Origin of the sequence: Pseudomonas sp. WMBT8, from assembly GCF_050916005.1 — a bacterium.
Taxonomy (GTDB): domain Bacteria; phylum Pseudomonadota; class Gammaproteobacteria; order Pseudomonadales; family Pseudomonadaceae; genus Aquipseudomonas.
In genome coordinates, this window is sequence record NZ_CP188096.1 from 4,626,922 (window position 1) to 4,643,125 (window position 16,204).

Annotated in this window: 14 protein-coding genes; 5 read left to right on the top strand and 9 right to left on the bottom strand. The window is 60.0% G+C overall.

Going from position 1 to position 16,204, the window contains the following annotated elements:
- Positions 1–95: 95 nt before the first annotated feature.
- Entirely contained in the window at positions 96–1,787 is a 1,692-nt protein-coding gene (gene fadD1, locus ACO77H_RS21035; RefSeq protein WP_170041926.1) for a long-chain-fatty-acid--CoA ligase FadD1, read from the bottom strand.
- A 378-nt stretch (positions 1,788–2,165) separates the two neighbouring features.
- Positions 2,166–3,854, bottom strand: coding sequence for a long-chain-fatty-acid--CoA ligase FadD2 (fadD2, locus tag ACO77H_RS21040; protein ID WP_170056877.1), 1,689 nt, complete (start codon positions 3,852–3,854; stop codon positions 2,166–2,168).
- A 210-nt stretch (positions 3,855–4,064) separates the two neighbouring features.
- Here fadD2 and ACO77H_RS21045 point away from each other — a divergent pair, with 210 nt between their 5' ends.
- Together ACO77H_RS21045 and ACO77H_RS21050 are read left to right on the top strand one after the other, a co-directional pair.
- A complete protein-coding gene (locus tag ACO77H_RS21045; protein ID WP_170056876.1) occupies positions 4,065–5,009 on the top strand; it encodes an alpha/beta hydrolase in 945 nt (314 codons plus the stop codon).
- 68 nt (positions 5,010–5,077) lie between these two features.
- Positions 5,078–5,548 (top strand): MaoC family dehydratase, encoded by a 471-nt coding sequence (locus ACO77H_RS21050; RefSeq protein WP_169955344.1) that lies wholly within the window; start codon positions 5,078–5,080, stop codon positions 5,546–5,548.
- 202 nt (positions 5,549–5,750) lie between these two features.
- Here the strand turns inward: ACO77H_RS21050 and ACO77H_RS21055 are convergent, their stop codons facing one another.
- Positions 5,751–6,218 carry a ferritin-like domain-containing protein gene (locus tag ACO77H_RS21055; RefSeq protein ID WP_170056875.1) on the bottom strand — a complete coding sequence of 156 codons (468 nt, stop codon included), beginning with the start codon at positions 6,216–6,218 and terminating at the stop codon, positions 5,751–5,753.
- Positions 6,219–6,424: 206 nt separating this feature from the next.
- On the opposite strand from ACO77H_RS21055, the gene ACO77H_RS21060 reads away from it, so the two are divergent.
- Together ACO77H_RS21060 and ACO77H_RS21065 are read left to right on the top strand one after the other, a co-directional pair.
- Positions 6,425–6,661 carry a DUF3820 family protein gene (locus tag ACO77H_RS21060; RefSeq protein WP_170056874.1) on the top strand — a complete coding sequence of 79 codons (237 nt, stop codon included), beginning with the start codon at positions 6,425–6,427 and terminating at the stop codon, positions 6,659–6,661.
- A gap of 12 nt (positions 6,662–6,673) precedes the next feature.
- Positions 6,674–7,846 carry an aminotransferase class V-fold PLP-dependent enzyme gene (locus tag ACO77H_RS21065; protein ID WP_170056873.1) on the top strand — a complete coding sequence of 391 codons (1,173 nt, stop codon included), beginning with the start codon at positions 6,674–6,676 and terminating at the stop codon, positions 7,844–7,846.
- 604 nt (positions 7,847–8,450) lie between these two features.
- On the opposite strand, the gene ACO77H_RS21070 is transcribed toward ACO77H_RS21065, so the two are convergent.
- From ACO77H_RS21070 to zwf, 3 genes are read right to left on the bottom strand one after another with little or no spacing between them, the layout of a single operon-like run.
- A complete protein-coding gene (locus ACO77H_RS21070) occupies positions 8,451–9,116 on the bottom strand; it encodes a bifunctional 4-hydroxy-2-oxoglutarate aldolase/2-dehydro-3-deoxy-phosphogluconate aldolase (RefSeq protein WP_169955346.1) in 666 nt (221 codons plus the stop codon).
- A gap of 17 nt (positions 9,117–9,133) precedes the next feature.
- The gene (gene pgl, locus ACO77H_RS21075; protein ID WP_432754527.1) at positions 9,134–9,847 is read right to left on the bottom strand and encodes a 6-phosphogluconolactonase; all 714 of its coding nucleotides are present in this window, start codon (positions 9,845–9,847) and stop codon (positions 9,134–9,136) included.
- A complete protein-coding gene (gene zwf / locus ACO77H_RS21080; protein ID WP_432754528.1) occupies positions 9,834–11,300 on the bottom strand; it encodes a glucose-6-phosphate dehydrogenase in 1,467 nt (488 codons plus the stop codon). The genes pgl and zwf overlap by 14 nt, the downstream gene beginning before the upstream one ends.
- Positions 11,301–11,519: 219 nt before the next feature.
- Here zwf and ACO77H_RS21085 point away from each other — a divergent pair, with 219 nt between their 5' ends.
- Positions 11,520–12,380, top strand: coding sequence for a MurR/RpiR family transcriptional regulator (locus ACO77H_RS21085; RefSeq protein ID WP_169851198.1), 861 nt, complete (start codon positions 11,520–11,522; stop codon positions 12,378–12,380).
- A 132-nt stretch (positions 12,381–12,512) separates the two neighbouring features.
- Here the strand turns inward: ACO77H_RS21085 and ACO77H_RS21090 are convergent, their stop codons facing one another.
- The 3 genes from ACO77H_RS21090 to ACO77H_RS21100 form a co-directional block, all read right to left on the bottom strand.
- A complete protein-coding gene (locus ACO77H_RS21090) occupies positions 12,513–13,358 on the bottom strand; it encodes a D-hexose-6-phosphate mutarotase (protein WP_170041919.1) in 846 nt (281 codons plus the stop codon).
- A 161-nt stretch (positions 13,359–13,519) separates the two neighbouring features.
- Entirely contained in the window at positions 13,520–14,866 is a 1,347-nt protein-coding gene (locus ACO77H_RS21095) for a carbohydrate porin (protein WP_170041918.1), read from the bottom strand.
- 178 nt (positions 14,867–15,044) lie between these two features.
- On the bottom strand, positions 15,045–16,202 hold the full coding sequence (locus ACO77H_RS21100; RefSeq protein WP_432754529.1) for an ABC transporter ATP-binding protein: 1,158 nt from the start codon (positions 16,200–16,202) through the stop codon (positions 15,045–15,047).
- Between the last annotated feature and the right edge of the window lie 2 nt (positions 16,203–16,204).

Here is a 16,204-nt window from a genome sequence, read left to right on the forward strand (position 1 = left end):
AAATGGCTTGTCGGGTCGCCGCATCGCAGCGATAGCGGTGGGTCAGTCGAGACTCAGCGCCCAATAAAAAGCCCCGCATGCGCGGGGCTTTTTGTTTACTTCTTCAGGCCAAGCTTCTTGAGCTCTTCATCACGCAACTCGCGACGCAGGATCTTGCCCACGTTGGTGGTCGGCAGTGCCTCGCGGAACTCGACAGCCTTGGGTACTTTGTAGCCGGTGACGTTGGCGCGCATGTGCTCCATCACCTGCTCCTTGGTCAGGGTCGCGCCCGGTTTGACCACGATGAACAGCTTGATGTGCTCGCCCGACTTTTCGTCCGGTACACCAATGGCCGCGCATTGCAGTACGCCTGGCAGGCTTGCCAGCACGTCCTCCAGCTCGTTGGGGTAGACGTTGAAGCCGGAGACCAGAATCATGTCTTTCTTGCGGTCGACGATGCGCATGTAGCCGTCTGGCTGGATGATCGCGATATCACCGGTTTTCAACCAGCCTTCGCTGTCGAGTACTTCGGCGGTGGCGTCTTCACGCTGCCAATAGCCCTTCATCACTTGCGGGCCCTTGACGCATAGTTCGCCGATTTCACCCAGGGGCAACTCGACGCCCTCATCCGAGATGACTTTGCACAGGGTCGAAGGCACCGGGATGCCAATGGTGCCGATCTGGATATTCTGGATTGGGTTGACCGTGGCCACCGGGCTGGTTTCGGTCATGCCGTAGCCTTCGCAGATATTGCAGCCGGTCACGGCTTTCCAACGCTCGGCGGCCGCCAGTTGCAGGGCCATGCCGCCCGACAGGGTGACCTTGAGCGCAGAGAAATCCAGCTTGCGAAAGCCTTCGTTGTTGCACAGGGCCACGAACAAGGTGTTCAGGCCGACAAAACCGCTGAACTTCCACTTCGACAACTCCTTGACCATCGCCGGCAGGTCGCGCGGGTTGCTGATCAGGATGTTGTGGTTGCCGATCAGCATCATCGCCATGCAATGAAAGGTGAAGGCATAGATATGGTAAAGCGGCAGCGGCGTGATCAGGATTTCGCAACCTTCATTGAGGTTGGAGCCCATCAGCGCCTTGCATTGCAGCATGTTGGCTACCAGGTTGCGATGGGTCAGCATCGCGCCCTTGGCTACGCCGGTGGTGCCACCGGTGTATTGCAGCACGGCCACGTCTTCGCTGGCAGGGCTGGCGTCGGTGACAGGTTGGCCATGGCCCTTGGCCAGGACGTCGTTGAACTTGATCGCCTGGGGCAAGTGATAGGCCGGGACCATTTTCTTCACGTACTTGATGACGCTGTTGATCAGTAGCCGCTTGAGCGGCGGCAACAGGTCAGCCACTTCGGTGACGATCACGTGCTTGACGCCAGTCTTGGGCACGACCTTTTCTGCCAGGTGCGCCATGTTGGCCAGGCAGATCAGGGCCTTGGCCCCGGAGTCGTTGAACTGGTGTTCCATTTCCCGCGCGGTGTACAGCGGGTTGGTGTTGACCACGATCAGGCCGGCACGGATGGCACCGAACACGGCGACCGGGTATTGCAAGAGGTTGGGCAGTTGCACGGCGATTCGATCACCGGGCTGCAAGTCGGTATGCTGTTGCAGGTACGCGGCAAAGGCACCGGACAATTCGTACAGCTCACCGTAGGTGATTGTCTTGCCCAGGTTGCTGAAAGCCGGTTTGTTGGCGAAGCGCTGGCAGGACTGTTTCAGTACCGCCTGAATATTTTGATACTCGTCTGGATTGATGTCTGCAGCAATCCCGGCGGGGTACTTATCCTTCCAAAAGTCTTCGATCATGGAAGCCCACTCCTCAGCGACGCGAATTCATTCACCGCATTTGATGCGATTATTATTTGTGTGTGTTTTTAGGTGATTCTGGCTGTTTCAAGCAGGCCGAGAGGTCACAAAGCGCGCCGAGAGTAGCAGCTTTGCAAAGGGCCGCCTAGAGCCAAAAGAAGGTCCTACAGTCATAAACATGACTCAAGAATATCCAGTAGTCACTTTTAGAGCAAAAATTCTATAAGCCACGGAACAGCTCTACTTTAAGGGCGTACGCAGTAAATGTGGGAGCTGGCTTGCCTGCGATGGCGGCGGGCCAGTCGATGCATCCTTCGACTGATACACCGCCATCGCAGGCAAGCCCGCTCCCACATCTGAATCGTGTTTCAGTTCATGTCAGGCGATGTCGCGAAGCTCGCGCCGTAGGATTTTTCCCACCGGCGTCATTGGCAGCGAGTCCCGCAACACAATGTGCTTGGGCACTTTGTAGCCGGTGAAGTTGGCCTTGCAGTAAGTCTTCAGCTCCTCAAGGCTGACGCCCTGGGCCCGCGCCACCACGAACAGTTTCACCGCCTCGCCGGTACGCTCGTCCGGCACGCCGATCACTGCGCAGTTGGCGACGTTGGGGTGGGCCATCACCACATCCTCGATCTCGTTGGGGTACACATTGAAGCCCGAGACGATGATCAGGTCCTTCTTGCGATCGACAATGCGCACAAACCCGTCCGGGTCGATCACCGCAATATCGCCAGTCTTGAGCCAACCTTCGGCGTCCAGGGTCTCGGCGGTGGCCGCCGGTTGCTGCCAGTAGCCCTTCATGACCTGCGGGCCCTTGATGCACAGCTCGCCCCGCTCACCCAGCGGCAACTCCTCGCCGGCGTCATCGATGACCTTCATCGCCGTGCCCGGCACCGGAATACCCACGGTGCCCAGGCGCGATTGATCACCGTAGGGGTTGGTGCTGGCCACCGGCGATGTCTCGGTCAGGCCGTAGCCTTCGCCGATGGAACAACCGGTGATCTGCTTCCAGCGCTCGGCCGTGGCCTTGACCAGGGCGGTGCCGCCGGAGTTGGTGATCTTCAGGTGGGAGAAGTCCAGGGTCTTGAAGTCCGGGTGTTCCATCAGCGCGACAAACAGCGTGTTGAGCCCCAGCAGCCCGGTGAACCGCCACTTCTTCAGTTCCTTGATAAAGCCGCCGATGTCCCGTGGATTGGTGATCAGCACGTTGTGGTTGCCGGTGACCATCATGCACATGCAGTTCGCGGTGAAGGCATAGATGTGGTACAGCGGCAGCGGCGCAATCATCACCTCCTGCCCTTCCTTGACCAGCGGATGCCCGTCTTCACGCAACTGGGACATGCACGCCCGCACCTGCTGCATATTCGCCACCAGGTTGCCGTGGGTGAGCATCGCGCCCTTGGCCAGGCCGGTGGTGCCGCCGGTGTATTGCAGCACGGCGATGTCATCGAGAGTCATCGGATGACGGGTCACGGCCAGGCCCGCGCCCATGCGCAAGGCGCGCTTGAACGACACCGCCCGAGGCAGGCTGTAGGCCGGGACCATTTTCTTCACCTTGTCGACCACGGTGTTGATCAGCCAACCCTTGGCGGCAGGCATGAAGTCGCCCATTTTTGCTTCGATCAGGTATTCGATCTCGGTGTCGGCCGCCACTTCCTGGACCCTGGAGCCGAACAGGTTGAGGTAGACCAGCCCACGAATGCCCGCGTCCTTGAACTGATGGCGCATTTCCCGCGGGGTGTACAACGGGTTGGTGTTGACCACCACCAGCCCGGCGCGCAAGGCGCCGAACACGGCAATCGGATAATGCAGGACGTTGGGCATCTGCACCGCGATGCGGTCGCCCGGCTTGAGATCGGTGTGGTGCTGCAAGTAGCCGGCGAACGCCGCGCTCTGGCGCTCCAGGTCGGCGTAGGTCAGGGTGATCCCCATGTTGCTGAATGCCGGACGGTCGGCAAAGGCCTTGCAGGAACGCTCGAAGACTTCGATTACTGACTTGTACGCCGACAGGTCAAGCTCGTTGGGCACACCGGCCGCGCGTTTGTCATTCCAGAAATCAGGTTGCATTATTCTTGTCCTCTTACCCGAGTGTGCCCGACCGCTTCCGGCTGTTTATGGGAAGCGGAGCTTCGGGGACGTTAGCAGCTATGGCCAAACAGGCAAATACACTAAAACGTGTCATTGATTGTATGAATCTTGCCCCTGAGGCCAAGGGTGATCAGACGCCCGCCCCCGGATGAGCTATACACTGCAACGACCCTGAGCAAAGGAAGCGCCATGAACCACACCACTTTCTGGCTGACCGCGAACGACCGCAGCCGCCTGTACGTCAACCAATGGCTACCGGACGGGCCGCCCACGGCGCTGGTGATGTTGGCCCATGGCATGGCCGAGCACAGCGGCCGCTATGGACGCCTGGCCCAGGCCCTGTGTGACGCAGGCTACGGTGTGTATGCCCCAGACCAGCGCGGCCACGGCCGTACGGCCGATGAAGGCACCCTGGGCCTGTTCGCCGAACGCGATGGCTGGAACAAAGTGGTAGGTGACCTGGCCGCGCTCAACCAGCACATCGGCCAGCAGGCCCCCGGTGTGCCGATCATCCTGCTGGGCCACAGCATGGGCAGCTACATCGCCCAGGCCTATTTGCTGCATCACAGCGCCAGCCTGCATGGGGCGATTCTCAGTGGTTCGAATTTCCAGCCGGTGGCCCTGTACCGCGCAGCCCAACTGATCGCCCGCGCCGAACGCCTGCGCCAGGGCCTGCGGGGCCGTAGCGCGTTGATCGAGTTTCTATCGTTTGGCTCATTCAACAAGGCCTTCAAGCCTAACCGCACGGCATTCGACTGGCTGAGCCGCGACCCGGACGAGGTGGACAAGTACGTCAGCGACCCCCTGTGCGGCTTTCGCTGCACCAACCAGCTGTGGATCGACCTGCTCGGCGGCTTGCAGCAAATCAGCAAAGCGTCCAATCTCAAACAGATTGATCCGGGCCTGCCGATTCTGGTGATGGGCGGCGAATGTGATCCGGTCAGTGAGGGCAAGCGTCTCACCCGTCTGGCTAACGCGCTGCGGCATGCAGGCTGCCAGAACCTGCAAGTGAACATTTACCCGCAAGCACGCCACGAACTCTTCAATGAAACCAACCGTGATGCGGTCACCGCCGATGTGCTGGCATGGATGGCACAGGCCGTGGACCATCGAAGGCCTGCGCGCTGCGAGTGAACGCACAAATATTTTCGTTTAAAATCAACGAATTAAGATTATCGATTAGCCACAGGATGCACGATTAGATGACCCAGGTTACCAACACTCCGTACGACGCCCTCGAAGTTGGCCAGAAAGCCACCTACAGCAAAACCGTGGAAGAGCGCGATATCCAGCTGTTCGCGGCAATGTCCGGCGACCATAACCCGGTACACCTGGATGCCGAATTCGCCAAGGCGACCATGTTCAAGGAGCGTATCGCCCACGGCATGTTCAGCGGCGCTTTGATCAGCGCGGCAGTCGCCTGTGAGTTGCCTGGGCCGGGCACTATCTATATCGGCCAGCAGATGAGCTTCCAGAAGCCGGTGAAAATCGGCGACACCCTGACCGTACGTCTGGAAATCCTCGAGAAGCTGCCCAAGTTCCGCGTGCGGATTGCCACTCAGGTGTTCAACCAGCGTGATGAGTTGGTGGTGGATGGCGAAGCCGAGATCCTCGCGCCACGCAAACAGCAGGTTGTGACCTTGACCGAGTTGCCGGCAATCAGCATCGGCTGATCAGGCATGTGAAATAAAAAATATGGGAGCGGGCTTGCACGCGATGGCGTCATTTCAGTCGATACGTACATCGACTGATCAACCGCTATCGCAGGCAAGCCAGCTCCCACATTTGTATCGGGGTGTACTCAAAAAACCGGTACGGCGCAATTACCTGTGAGAGCAGGCTTGCCCGCTCCCACATTTGTTACTGCACCGCGGTTCAGGACTGGGCGCGAGCCTGGTTACGCAAGGCTTTGACCTGGTCGTGATTGCGCTGCGCACCGTGGTACTGACGCTCAACCAGGTCACGAATACCCACCAGGTTGTGCTTGGTGATTTTCTCGATGGCTTCTTTATAAGCCTTCAATGCGTGGTCTTCACCGCGCTCGGCTTCGTTGAGCACGGCCTCTTCGTCCTTGCCTGTCACCATCGACTTCACGTCCACCCAACCACGGTGCAGTGCACCGGCAACGCTGCCGGAATCTTCCGGGTCACCACCCAAGGCGCGCACGGCCGTTTGCAGTTCGGCAGCCGCCGTCGCGCAGTCTGCTGAACGCTTGGTGAACAGCGCCTTGAGCTCTGGATGCTTGATGTCTTCTGCGCAGGTCTTGAAGCCTTCCTGGCCGTCTTTACTGGTTTCGATCAGGTCATTGAGTACGGAGATCGATTCTTTGTTGATGTCAGTCATTTTTCAATTCCTTCGCGGGTTTAGAAACGTATTGGGATAGTTGCAGCGCCCGTGCCAGGTCTTGAATTAATATTTAATCTTTTGTTTTCAATGACTTATAAATAAAAGGCAAATCTGTATCCGCTTTATTTGCATGATCTGTCATTTGGCCTTCATGCAGAATGCCTGTATTTTCCAAGGCACCCTCCTGATTGCCTGAAGCCCGTATGAACCCCGAAAAACTCGAACTGCTGATCACCCGCCAAATGCCATTCGGCAAGTACAAAGGCACGATCATTGCTGACCTGCCCGGCCCTTACCTGAACTGGTTTGCCCGCGAAGGATTCCCCCACGGCGAGTTGGGCGGCCTGCTGGCGTTGATGCAGGAAATCGACCACAACGGCCTCGCCGAACTGCTGGAACCGTTGCGCGCCAAACATGGCAAACCCGCCCCCCGCCACTAATCGAGCCTGACCATGCCCCACACCCGCGACGAGGCCTATTGGCAGGCCATTGCCCAGCGCTATGAGCTGGAGCCCGGCCCCATCAATCTGGAAAACGGCTACTTCGCCCGCATGAGCCGCGCGGTGCTGGTGCAGTATCAGGAGCACGTGGCGTTTATCAATCGCAGCAACTCGGTGCATGTGCGCCAGCGCTTCGAGCAAGGGCAAGATGTCGAGATTCGCCGGCAGTTGGCCGAGTTGATCAACGTCGATCCAGAAGCCGTCGCCTTCACCCGCAATGCCACCGAAGCCCTGCAGTCGCTGATCCGCAACTACAACCGCCTGCAACCGGGTGACCAGGTGCTGATCAGCGACCTGGAATACGACACGGTCAAGGGCGCCATGCGCTGGCTCGCCGGCTACCGTGGGGTGGAGGTGATCGAAGTGTCCCACGCCCACCCGGCCAGTTTCGACAGCCTGGTGCAGACCTATCGCGACACTTTCAGCCGTTACCCACGCCTGAAACTGATGGCCCTGACCTATGTCACCCACCGTACCGGCCTGGTGATGCCGGTCGAGGCCATCGCCCACGCGGCACGGGAGTATGGCGTCGAGATCATCCTCGATGGCGCCCACGCGTTGGGCCTGATCGACTTCGACCTGGACCGGCTGGGCATCTCGTTCGCCGGCTTCAACCTGCACAAGTGGATCGGTGCGCCGCTGACCCTGGGTTTTGTGTATATAGCCCCTGGGCGTCTGGCGGAAATTGATCCGGACATGGGCGAGTTCCATTACCCGGCAACCGATGTGCGCGCCCGTACGCCCTACAGCACACCGAACTTTCCGGCGCTGATGACCTTGCCGCTGGTGTTCGAAGAACATCGGGCCCTGGGCGGTGCGCAGGCCAAGGGCGCGCGGTTGAGTTACCTGCGTGACCTGTGGGTGAGCCAGGTGCGGCCATTGCCGGGGATCGAGGTAGTGACCCCGGATGATCCACGGCTGTATTGCGCGATTACCGCGTTCAAGTTCAGCGGGCGCGATCAGCAAGTGATGGCGGATCGATTGCTAGCTGAGCACAACCTGTTTACCACCCTGCGCAGTGGCGCGGCGTTTGGTACCTGCATACGGGTGACGCCGGGGTTGGTGACGTCCGCGGCGGACATCGGCGTGCTGGTCAATGCGATTACCGAGCTGAACACTGATTAAAATGTGGGAGCTGGCTTGCCTGCGATGGTCGTTAACGATGACGAATGAATACCAGATACTCTGATGTGTTCTTTCGGGCGTCATCGCAGGCAAGCCAGCTCCTACAGGGGAATGCAGCTTCGCGCTCTGGCTCTGCTGTTGCCCTGGTTTTGATCTTAGGCGCCCCGTCAAACCACGATGGCCGCAGGCAGGTATTGCGCAGTGGGCACCCCGGCAGGATGCCGGGGTAGCCGCGACACGGCCATGGATGGCCGATCGCGGCGGGCCCACGGAGCAATACCTGCCTGCGGGCATGCCGAGCCTAGGCGAGGCACCGAGTGGTGGGGCAAGAGCGTTTTGCTTACTTTGGCGCTTCTCCAAAGTGAGCCGCCGTAAGGGCGGAACCCTAAGTGGCCGTTACCGCAGCAATGGATATGTACACAAACCGAGAAGAGAGTTGTGTAGATACCTATGGCCATCGCAGGCAAGCCAGTTCCCACACAAGCCACCCTCATTTGAATTGCGGTGATATTTCGCTTTTCTATAGGCAAAAAAAAGCGGCGCACCGACCAAGTGCGCCGCAAACATGCCGTGAAGCACAGCAACAACGATTCAGTAAATCAGATCAATCCAGCAGCGCCAGCGCCTGGGCGGTGACTTCCTGGATGCGCGCCCAGTCGCCGTTCTTGATCCACTCCGGATCAAGCATCCAGCTACCGCCCACGCACATCACGTTTTTCAACGCCATGTAGTGTTTGATGTTGGCCGGGCCAACGCCGCCAGTGGGGCAGAATTTCACTTCGCCAAACGGGCCGCCCAGGGCCTTGATGGCCGCTACGCCGCCGCTGACTTCCGCCGGGAACAGCTTGAAGCGGCGATAACCCAGGCCATAGCCTTCCATGATGCCGGAGGCATTGCTGATGCCGGGCAGCAGCGGGATCGGGCTGTCGACACTGGCTTCAAGCAGGTCGCGGGTAATGCCGGGGGTGACGATAAACTGCGAGCCCGCCGCCTCGGCCGCCGCCAGCATGGTGCGATCGAGCACCGTGCCCGCGCCCGTCACCAACTCCGGACGCTGCTCACGCAGGACCTGGATGGCCTTGAGCCCGAACTGCGAACGCAGGGTCACTTCCAGCGCGGTCAAGCCACCCGCCGCCAGGGCATCGGCCAGGGGCAGAATGTCCTGTTCGCGGGCAATGGTGATCACCGGCAGGATCCGCGCCTTGGCGCAGAGGCTGTCGATCAGGGCAACTTTATCCGCCATGGACACGGTCGGGTGAGGGCTTTTCATAGCGGCTGATCCTTGGCTCATGGGCACCAGTAAATCTCTAGAGTAGGTTGCAAAAACGCGCGAATCGGCATGCCGGCAACATCGTCGCCGGCCAGCGCTTCGCTCAGGGTGTGGAGTTTCGAGTCGCCGGCAATCGACAACACGGTGTAACGGGCACTGGCCAACAGCGCACGACTCATGGTCAGGCGCTGATGGGGCACGCTCGGCGCCAGCATCGGCCAGCACCGGCGCGTGCCATCGGGCTGCAGCGCTTGGGCCAGGTTCGGGCTGTTGGGGAACAACGACGCGGTGTGCCCGTCATCGCCCATGCCCAGCACCAGCACATCGATCGCCGGCAGTTCGGCCAGCAGGCGATCGGCTTGTTCGGCGGCGCCGTCGAGGTTCGCCGCGGCACTGTAGAGGCTCAAAAATCTGGCCTTGGCCGCCGGGCCTTGCAGCAGATGTTTCTTCAGCAGGCCGGCGTTGCTGTCGGCATGTTCCACCGGCACCCAGCGCTCGTCGGCCAGGGTGATAGTCACCTTGGACCAGTCCAGGCCCTGCTTGGCCAGATTCTGGAAAAACGCCACCGGGCTGCGGCCACCGGACACCACCAGGGTGGCTGCGCCACGGGCGCTGATGGCCGCGCGCAGTTGTTCAGCCACGTCATTGGCCAAGCCTTCGGCCAGCAGCACTGGCGTGCGGAACTCATGAGGTGTTACGCCCTGGGGCAGTTTCAAATCAGATATCGCCATACCACGACCTCCCATCCCGCGTGATCAGTGCAATGGAGCTCATCGGCCCCCAGGAACCCGCCGCGTACGGCTTGGGTGCATCACCGGACTTTTTCCACCCGGCGATCAACTGGTCACACCACTTCCACGCGGCTTCGATTTCATCTTTACGCACAAACAGGTTCTGATTGCCGCGCATCACTTCCAGTAACAACCGCTCGTAGGCATCGGGAATCCGCGTGCTACGGTAGGTGTCGGAAAAATTCAGTTGCAGTGGCCCGCTGCGCAGTTGCATGCCCTTGTCCAGGCCCTGCTCCTTGGTCATCACGCGCAAGGAAATCCCTTCGTCCGGTTGCAGGCGGATGATCAGCTTGTTGCTGATCTGCAGGCGCTGCTCGGGGGCGAAGATATAGTGGGACGGTTCCTTGAAGTGGATGACGATCTGCGACAGTTTTTGCGGCATGCGCTTGCCGGTACGCAGGTAGAACGGCACCCCGGCCCAACGCCAGTTGCGGATATCGGCACGCAGGGCAACGAAGGTCTCGGTGTCGCTCTGGGTGTTGGAGTTCTCTTCTTCCAGGTAACCCGGCACCGGCTTGCCGGCGCTGTAGCCAGCGATGTACTGGCCGCGTACCACCTGGGTGGTCAGGCCTTCCGGGCTGATCGGCGCCAGGGCCTTGAGCACCTTGACCTTCTCGTCACGGATGCTGTCGGCGGACAAGTCGGCCGGCGGGTCCATGGCGATCAGGCAGAGCAGTTGCAACAAATGATTCTGGATCATGTCCCGCAGTTGCCCGGCCTTGTCGAAATAACCCCAGCGGCCTTCGATCCCCACTTGCTCGGCCACAGTGATTTCCACGTGGGAGATGTAGTGCTGGTTCCACTGGGTTTCAAACAGGCTGTTGGCAAAACGCAGGGCGATCAGGTTTTGAACCGTCTCTTTGCCCAGGTAGTGGTCGATGCGGTAGGTGCGGTTTTCCGGGAAAAACTGCGCCACGGCGTCGTTGACCTTGCGCGAGGATTCCAGGTCCGAGCCGATAGGTTTTTCCAGGACCACGCGGGTATTTTCCGCCAGGCCGACCTTGGACAGGTTCTCGCAGATCGCGCCATACACCGCCGCCGGGGTGGCGAAGTAGGCGATCAAGCGTTGTTCGGCGCCGGCCTTGGCGGCCAGGGCCACGTAGTCATCGGCATTCATGAAATCGACGTGCACATACGCCAGGCGCGCCAGGAAGCGCGTGGCCACCGCTTCATCCAGCTCTTGGCCGACGTATTTGCGCAGTTCGTGCTCGATGTGGTCCAGGTGCTGCTGCTCGGAACCGGCTTCGCGGGCCAGGGCCAGGATGCGGGTGTCGGCGTGCAAGAGGCCGGCGCCATCGAGTTGGTAGAGGGCAGGAAATAACTTGCGCAGCGCCAGATCACCCAAGGCGCCAAACAGGGCAAAGGTGCAGGGTTCCACGGTTATCGAAGGCATGATGTTTGTTCTTTTATCAAGTTAAGCTACAAATACCTTTTTTCAAGGCATCACTCAAGGAAAAATGTAGTAATAACCACAACATTTTCCCAAAATACGCATTGCGAGTGGTGGTGTTCAACTACCCTCAGTAGGATAGGCCACCGCCAAGGGCCGCTCGTCGACCTTTTACTGGCCCTTACTTGCATCGTCGCCCGAAGGAAAGACTGAATGGACCGCGTGCGAAATCTTCTGGAACAGATCCGGAACCGCCTCGAAGAATTGAACAAGGCCGAGAAAAAAGTCGCCGAGGTCATCCTGCTCAACCCACAGCAGGCGACCCGCTTCTCGATCGCCGCCCTCGCCCAAGCCGCCTCGGTCAGTGAACCGACGGTCAACCGTTTCTGCCGTTCGTTCGGCGTCAGCGGCTACCCTGAACTGAAACTGCAGCTGGCGCAAAGCCTGGCCAGTGGCGCCGCCTATGTCAGCCGTGCAGTGGAGGCTGATGATAACCCCGAGGCCTACACGCAGAAGATTTTTGGCAGCGCCATTGCCTCATTGGACAGCGCCTGCCAGGCCCTGGACCCGAACCTGATCAGCAAGGCCGTGGACCTGCTGATCCAGGCGCGGCAGATCCACTTCTTCGGCCTCGGTGCCTCGGCACCGGTGGCCATGGATGCCCTGCACAAGTTCTTCCGTTTCAACCTGTCGGTGACGGCCCATGCGGATGTGCTGATGCAACGGATGATTGCTTCGGTGGCGCATACCGGCGAATTGTTCGTGATCATTTCCTACACCGGCCGCACCCGCGAGCTGGTGGAAGTGGCGCGCATCGCCCGGGAAAACGGCGCCTCGGTGCTCGGCGTGACTGCCGAGAACTCGCCACTGGCCAAGGCCAGTACGGTGAGCCTGAACATCCCGTTGCCGGAAGACACCGACATCTATATGCCGATGACCTCGCGGATCATTCAGTTGACGGTGCTGGATGTGCTGGCCACCGGCATGACCTTGCGCCGTGGCGTGGATTTCCAGCCCCATCTGCGCAAGATCAAGGAAAGCTTGAATGACAGCCGGTATCCGGTTGGCGATGAATTCAACTAGGTAGGAATTTCTTCCAGCCATACCGGCCCTATCGCGAGCAAGCCCGCTCCCACAGGCTGACCGTATTCCAAGGGTGGACTCGGTCAACCTGTGGGAGCGGGCTTGCTCGCGAAGACGGCATCAGCAACGCCGCTAAACCCCCGCCCGGGCCTGCAAACTCAAATGCGCCCTCTCCCCCGGCGCCAGGCTGGCCCCGGCCATGGCCGACTCGACACACACAAACCCCGCCGCCTCGTTAAAGCTCACCCCCAGCAACGGCCGGCTGCCCGGATGCCAGACCACCGTGTCGGCACTGTCGCCAGTGTCGATGCACAGTTCGCGCTGCCAGGCGTGGTCCTTGAGCTGCAATTCGCCCTCATGCTGGAACACCCGCTGGCAGCCGCCATCGACGCGCAACTCACCTTCCTGCTGGCAAACCTGGCGACTCAACTGGTCGTAACCCTGTGCCCCGTCGAGCCCAGACAGCGCTACCTCGCCAACGTTGCCGATCCGCCAATAAGCATGCAACGCATGGCTCAATTGGCACGGCAGCTCGTCCTGGTGCTCGGTGCTCAGACGCAGCTCCAGGCTTTCGCCCAGGTGCGCATGCAGGTCCACCTGCCAATCGCACAGTTGCAATTGCCAGTGCAGGCGCACGCCGTCGTCGTCGGTGCTGCTGTCCAGCAGTTTCCAGTCAATCAAGCGTGCCCAACCATGGGACGGCCAGGCGTTTTCGCTGGGATGGCGGCCATACCAAGGCCAGCACACCGGCACACCGCCACGGATCGCCCCGACTTGCGGCCACTTTGCCGCGCACCACAGCCATGGCTTCTGGCCTGCGGGTTGGAAGTGCAGCAACTGCGCACCCTGACGGCTGAACACCGCCTGGCACCGCGGATGATCGATCACCAGCACGTCGCGCATCTGGAAGCGCTCCCAGGCGAATACCGGCTGCTCGCGCAGGGATTTGAAAAAGCGTTGCAGCGGATGCTCATGCATGTGCCACGGTCCTGTAGATCACTATCGCTCACCTCTTGGGTGAACCTGTGGAAGCTGGCTGGCCGGCTCCCACATGAGTTATGCGCACCAACCCAAAAAAAAGCGGATAGCCATGGCTACCCGCAAATGCGCACAGAGAGAAGGAGCTTATCGCAACCGTGTTAGAACACCGACTGAATTTTCAGACCGGCGACCAAGGCATTGTCGACTTTATCCACGCCACCTGGGTGGGTGACGTATTGCAGGTTGGGACGCACGGTCAACCAGTTGGTCACGTGGAAGCCGTAGTTGATTTCGTAGTTGTACTCGGTGCTGCGCAGTGGCGCATAACCTACCTGGCTGTAATCGGTGAACCCGCCAGCTTCGTTCAACAGCTCGGCGTTCTTGCGCACGTCATCGTTGACATGCAGGCGCGCAGCGCCAATGCCCACGTCATCTTTTGGACGCGCATCGAATGGGCCTTTGTACACCAGCATGATCGACTGATAGTTGTCGACCGTGTTGGTTTCCTTGTCGTGGAAGGTGGCGTTGGCCGCAATGTTCAGGCCGCGGGATGCGTCGCCGTTATGGGTGGTGAGTTGCTGTTGCGCAACGAACCAGTAGCCCTTTTTGCTGCTGCGGGTACGGTAGTCTGCGCCAGTGGTGGCCGCGTTGTCGCCGTTGACGTCTTCACGTACATCGGGAGCATCGGCGGCGCTCTTGTAGTAACCCACACGGTATTCGCCCGGCAGGTTATTGACCTTCGGCGACCAGACCAACTCCACCGGGATCACTGTACCTTTGGTGCCACTGCCGCTGAGCTTGAAGCCGTTGCCGTGTTCCAGCTGCGAGGGGTTCTGGTTGTACGCACCGATCTGCGCATACAGCTCTGGCGTGATGTTGTACTTCACGCGGATCGCGGCCTGGCTGACCGGCCAGTTGTACCAGGTGTTGACGTAGTTACCCACTTGGGAACCACAGAACGACAGGTTCTGGAAGTCGCACGGGAAGGTATTGAAGTCTTCGCCCTCACCGAAATAACCGAGTTTCACATCCAGCTTGTTGTCGAACATCTGGTGCTGAATCCAGAACTGGGTCAGGCGCACCATATGGCCACGGCCGTACACTTCTTGAGACGAACTCAGGGTGCTTGCACGTGGGTCGCCAATACGGTCATTGGAGATGTTGCGGCCGTTACGGCTGGTCATCTGGATCTTGGCCTGGGTGTTGTCCCAGCCCCAGAGCTTTTGCAGGTCCAGCGCTACGCCGAGGCCGAACTGGTCAGCATAACGACCGGTCTTGTCATCGTTGTAGCCGCCGTGGGCGTTGTAGCCCGCTTCCCCAACGTAGTCGGCCTTGATGTCGATACCCTGCTCGATCAGCTTGGTCCGCTCGCCGCCCCAATCGCCGGTCATCCACTTGGAATCGGCACTGAACGCTTCGTCTGCCATCGCATTGGCAGACAAAACCAGCGCTGCCACTGCTGACAACTGGCAGATCAAGCGAGTGTTGTTATGTTGCTTTTTCATCCCTACATCCTCGTCTTTATTGTTATTAACTGTTTTTATCTAACGCGGTTTACAGCTATTTCCGAAACATCCACATCGAATGTGTGGGAGCGGGCTTGCTCGCGATGGCATCACTGCGGTGTGCCTGGTAGACCGAGCGGCCTGTATCGCGGGCAAGCCCGCTCCCACATTTTGATTTTCAGCGGCCTTTAAATTGGGTGACGTTGTCGGCGTGTTGCAGTGGCACTGACGCGGCGGTGCCCAGGCGTTCGCCGGTCTTGGCGTCGAACAGCAGCACCTTGGCCGGATCGAACTGCAAGGTCAGGCTCTCGCCCACTTGCGGCGCTACGTCCGGCGCCAGGCGGCAGCAGACCTTGGTGTCATTGAGCTGCACGAACACCAGGGTGTCCGGGCCGGTCGGCTCGGTCACCTGGACTTCAGCGCGAATGCTCGGCAGGCCATTGCCCTCGCCGCTGGCCAGGACAATTTGCTCCGGGCGCAGGCCAAGGATCACATCGCGGTCTTCAAGACCCGCATCGTTCATGCCCAATGGCAACTCGCAACGCGCCTGGCCGCTGTCGAGCAGGGCCAGCAGGCGGCCTTCCTTGCGTTGCAGGCGCAGGGGGATGAAGTTCATCGGCGGCGAGCCGATAAAGCTCGCCACAAACAGGTTGGCCGGATCGTTGTAGATGTCTTTGGGCGTGCCGAACTGCTGGATGATGCCGTCCTTCATCACCGCCACTTTGTCGCCCAGGGTCATGGCTTCGATCTGGTCGTGGGTCACATAGACCGTGGTGGTTTTCAGGCGTTGGTGCATCAGTTTCATTTCGGTGCGCATCTCGACCCGCAGCTTGGCGTCGAGGTTGGACAGCGGCTCGTCGAACAGATAGATCTTCGGCCGCCGCGCCAGCGCCCGGCCCATGGCCACGCGCTGTTGCTGGCCACCGGAGAGCTGGCCCGGCTTGCGATTGAGCAGGTGTTCGATCTGCAGCAACTTGGCCACCCGCGCCACTTCCTCGTCGATGGCCGCCTGGCTCATCTTGCGGATCTTCAGGCCGAATTCGATGTTCTCGCGCACGCTCATGGTCGGGTACAGCGCGTAGGACTGGAACACCATGGCGATGTCCCGGTCCTTGGGGCTCATGCCGCTGACGTCCTGGTCACCGATCATGATCGCGCCGCCGCTGATGTTTTCCAGGCCGGCGATGCAGTTCATCAAGGTGGACTTGCCGCAGCCCGAAGGCCCGACGAGGATCAGGAACTCACCGTCCTTGATCGACAGTTCGATGTTCTTCAAGGTGTCCGGCAGGCCGGCACCATAGGTCTTGTTTACGTTGCGAAGTTCGAGCGTAGCCATGA

Excerpts from the sequence above, each read along its gene's own strand:
- fadD1 (WP_170041926.1), bottom strand. The coding sequence starts at position 1,787 with ATGATCGAAGACTTTTGGAAGGATAAGTACCCCGCCGGGATTGCTGCA.
- fadD2 (WP_170056877.1), bottom strand. The coding sequence starts at position 3,854 with ATGCAACCTGATTTCTGGAATGACAAACGCGCGGCCGGTGTGCCCAAC.
- ACO77H_RS21045 (WP_170056876.1), top strand. The coding sequence starts at position 4,065 with ATGAACCACACCACTTTCTGGCTGACCGCGAACGACCGCAGCCGCCTG.
- ACO77H_RS21050 (WP_169955344.1), top strand. The coding sequence starts at position 5,078 with ATGACCCAGGTTACCAACACTCCGTACGACGCCCTCGAAGTTGGCCAG.
- ACO77H_RS21055 (WP_170056875.1), bottom strand. The coding sequence starts at position 6,218 with ATGACTGACATCAACAAAGAATCGATCTCCGTACTCAATGACCTGATC.
- ACO77H_RS21060 (WP_170056874.1), top strand. The coding sequence starts at position 6,425 with ATGAACCCCGAAAAACTCGAACTGCTGATCACCCGCCAAATGCCATTC.
- ACO77H_RS21065 (WP_170056873.1), top strand. The coding sequence starts at position 6,674 with ATGCCCCACACCCGCGACGAGGCCTATTGGCAGGCCATTGCCCAGCGC.
- ACO77H_RS21070 (WP_169955346.1), bottom strand. The coding sequence starts at position 9,116 with ATGAAAAGCCCTCACCCGACCGTGTCCATGGCGGATAAAGTTGCCCTG.
- pgl (WP_432754527.1), bottom strand. The coding sequence starts at position 9,847 with ATGGCGATATCTGATTTGAAACTGCCCCAGGGCGTAACACCTCATGAG.
- zwf (WP_432754528.1), bottom strand. The coding sequence starts at position 11,300 with ATGCCTTCGATAACCGTGGAACCCTGCACCTTTGCCCTGTTTGGCGCC.
- ACO77H_RS21090 (WP_170041919.1), bottom strand. The coding sequence starts at position 13,358 with ATGCATGAGCATCCGCTGCAACGCTTTTTCAAATCCCTGCGCGAGCAG.
- ACO77H_RS21095 (WP_170041918.1), bottom strand. The coding sequence starts at position 14,866 with ATGAAAAAGCAACATAACAACACTCGCTTGATCTGCCAGTTGTCAGCA.
- ACO77H_RS21100 (WP_432754529.1), bottom strand. The coding sequence starts at position 16,202 with ATGGCTACGCTCGAACTTCGCAACGTAAACAAGACCTATGGTGCCGGC.